Consider the following 2,585-nt stretch of genomic DNA (forward strand, 5'->3'; position numbering starts at 1 on the left):
GCTGACGTCCGGCAGCGTACCACCGAGCACGAGGCCCCCGGGAGCACCGTCCCCGGGGGCCTCGCTCTCTCCGGAGGCTTCGCTCTTCTCCGGGGGCCCTCGCTCTCTCCCGCTACTGCTCGACGTACTTCTTCAACACCTGCTGGTAGTCCGCGAATTCGGGCTTGGTGTGAAGCTTGTCGACGCTCTTCTTCAGGAAGATCATGCCCGGGCAGTCCGGCTTCGTGCCGCCCAACAGCCGTTCATTGCCGAGCTTCTTGCCCGTCCGGGCCTCGTAGACGGCGACGCTGTAGACACCCCGGTAGAGCTTGAGCGAGTCCGTCGTGAACTGGCAGGTCGTCACGAACTCGCCTTCGTCCGGCTCATCGAGACAGGCGATCAGCTGCACCCGGCTTGGTTCGAGCCGGCTCCCGCTCCAGTAGTCCGACGTGTTCGCGGGCGGGTAGCCGGACGGCGGATCGACCAGATCGGTCTCGCCGTTGTCGCGCATGCCGAACATCGCCACCGGGTGCGGGCCCGGACCGGTGTGCTCGGCGGCCTGCGGGAAGTACTTGCGCGCGAACGCGCCCCCGCAGCCGTCCTCGAAGTCCGTCAGGCTGTGCAACGCCCTGTTGCTCCGGTGCGGTTCGAAGACCACCCAGTAGCCGCCGTACCCGATCGCCCCCACCATCGCGAGCGCGACCACCCGCAGCGCCCACGTGCGGCGCCGCCGCTGCGCCGACGTCGGCCTCCTGTCCGACGGCCCGCCCTTCCTGCGGACGGCCGCGTACGCGAAGTAGGCGACCGGGGCCGCCGCCACGGCGGCGAACAGCACGCCGACGAAGGGGTTGCCGCCCTGGAACCCGAAGACGGAGAACAGGACGGCGAACGCGATGAGCAGAAGTATCAGCCTGGCCATGGACATGCCTTCCAATCGAGACAGGCTGAGACTACCGGGCGCAGGCGGTGGCGGGTGCGGCGCTTCGTGCCATTACTCCGGCAACAGGCCAGACTCCGTGAGCAGTTGACCGATCTCGGTGGCATCGAGCCGCTTCAGCAGCCTGCGCCGCAGGGCCTCGGGCCCCGGCAGGTGCAGCGCGTCGCCGTCCCGCAACAACCGGCTGACGGCGGCGAGCAGCGCGCGGACGTCGTACGTCGAACCGAAGACCTCCGGTACGGCCCGCTCGACGCCGAGGAGCCGGTAGGCCGCTTCCATGCCGGTGCGGACGGAGTACTCGGTGGTGAAGATGCAGTCGCGCGTGGTCTCCGCGAACTGCCCGATGAACGCGAAGTTCACCGAGCCCTGCGGGACGACGTCCGGGCGGTCGCCGGCCTTGCGCGGCATGAAGAACGACGTGACGTAGGGCATCATCACCGGCACGCACGTGGCGGCGTTCGCGGCGAGCTCGGGGATCTCGTGCTCGGGGACGCCGAGGTGGTAGAGCCACTCCCGGGTGATCTCCTCGCCCGTGCACTCCTGCATCGGCTTCGCGACGAAGTCGCCGGGCCGGTCGACGAACAGCGAGTACACCCACACCACGATCCGGTCCCTGGGCTGCTGCTTGAAGTGCGGCTGGCGGTTGACCGTCCAGCTCAGCAGCCAGCTCGAATCGCGCACGGTGACGATCCCGCCGGTGACGACGCGGCCGCTGAACGGGTCGCGCTTGCAGACCTTCTGGATGTACTCCGGGATGCGGTGGTCGAGCGTCGTGACGGTGGCCGACTCCCACTTGGTCTGCGGGATGTGCGCGCCGAACACGTCCGGGTGCCCGAACTCCGGGTCCTTGGCGGCGATCCGGCGCCACAGGTCCCAGGCCGGGGCCCGGCCGGTGTTCAGCTTCGCGGCGGTGTGGTGGTCGCCCTCGTCGGAGTTCTCGACCAGCGAGCCGATCGTCATGAAGAGCAGGTCGTCCGGCCCGAGGTCCACACCGCCCGGGGCACCCCCGGACGTCCAGTGGACGCGGGTGGCCTGCTTGCGGCCGGCCTCGATCGCGAAGTCGACGTCCGTGACCTCGGTGTCGAAGCGGAACTCGACGCCCTGGTCGAGGAGCCACCGGTAGAGGGGCAGCACCAGCGACTCGTACTGGTTGTACTTGGTGAACTTGAGGGCGGAGAAGTCGGGCAGGCCGCCGATGTGGTGGATGAAGCGGTGCAGGTACAGCTTCATCTCCAGGGCGCTGTGCCACTCCTCGAACGCGAACATCGTGCGCCAGTACAGCCAGAAGTTGCTCGCGAGGAACTCGGCGGAGAACACCTCGTCGATCCGCTTGTCCGCCATCTCCTCGCGCGTGGCGAGGAACACCCGGGCGATGTCCTTCTGCGCGCGGTCGGTGAGCGTGAACAGACCGTCGGTGCGGGCGTCCTGGCCGCGGTTGACGGTGGCGCGCTGGAGCGAGGAGTTCGGGTCGTCCTTGTTGAGCCAGTAGAACTCATCGAGGACGCTCGCGCCCTCGACCTCGATCGAGGGGATCGACCGGTACAGGTCCCACAGGCACTCGAAGTGGTTCTCCATCTCGCGCCCGCCGCGGATCACGAACCCCTTCTTCGGCTCCTTGATCCCGTCCAGCGCCCCGCCCGGCAGCCGCAGCCGCTCCAGCACGGTGATC

The 2,585-nt window shown here is 68.6% G+C and carries 2 protein-coding genes; both read right to left on the reverse strand.

Annotation, left to right across the window (positions count from 1 at the left end; all coding sequences use genetic code 11):
- Window positions 1–112 precede the first annotated feature (112 nt).
- A complete protein-coding gene (locus AB0O00_RS35235; protein ID WP_363658785.1) occupies window positions 113–898 on the reverse strand; it encodes a hypothetical protein in 786 nt (261 codons plus the stop codon).
- A 72-nt stretch (window positions 899–970) separates the two neighbouring features.
- The coding region (locus tag AB0O00_RS35240; protein ID WP_363658786.1) for an oleate hydratase at window positions 971–2,585 on the reverse strand (1,615 nt) is incomplete at its 5' end.

It is taken from the genome of Kitasatospora sp. NPDC093558 (assembly GCF_040683475.1).
GTDB lineage: Bacteria > Actinomycetota > Actinomycetes > Streptomycetales > Streptomycetaceae > Kitasatospora.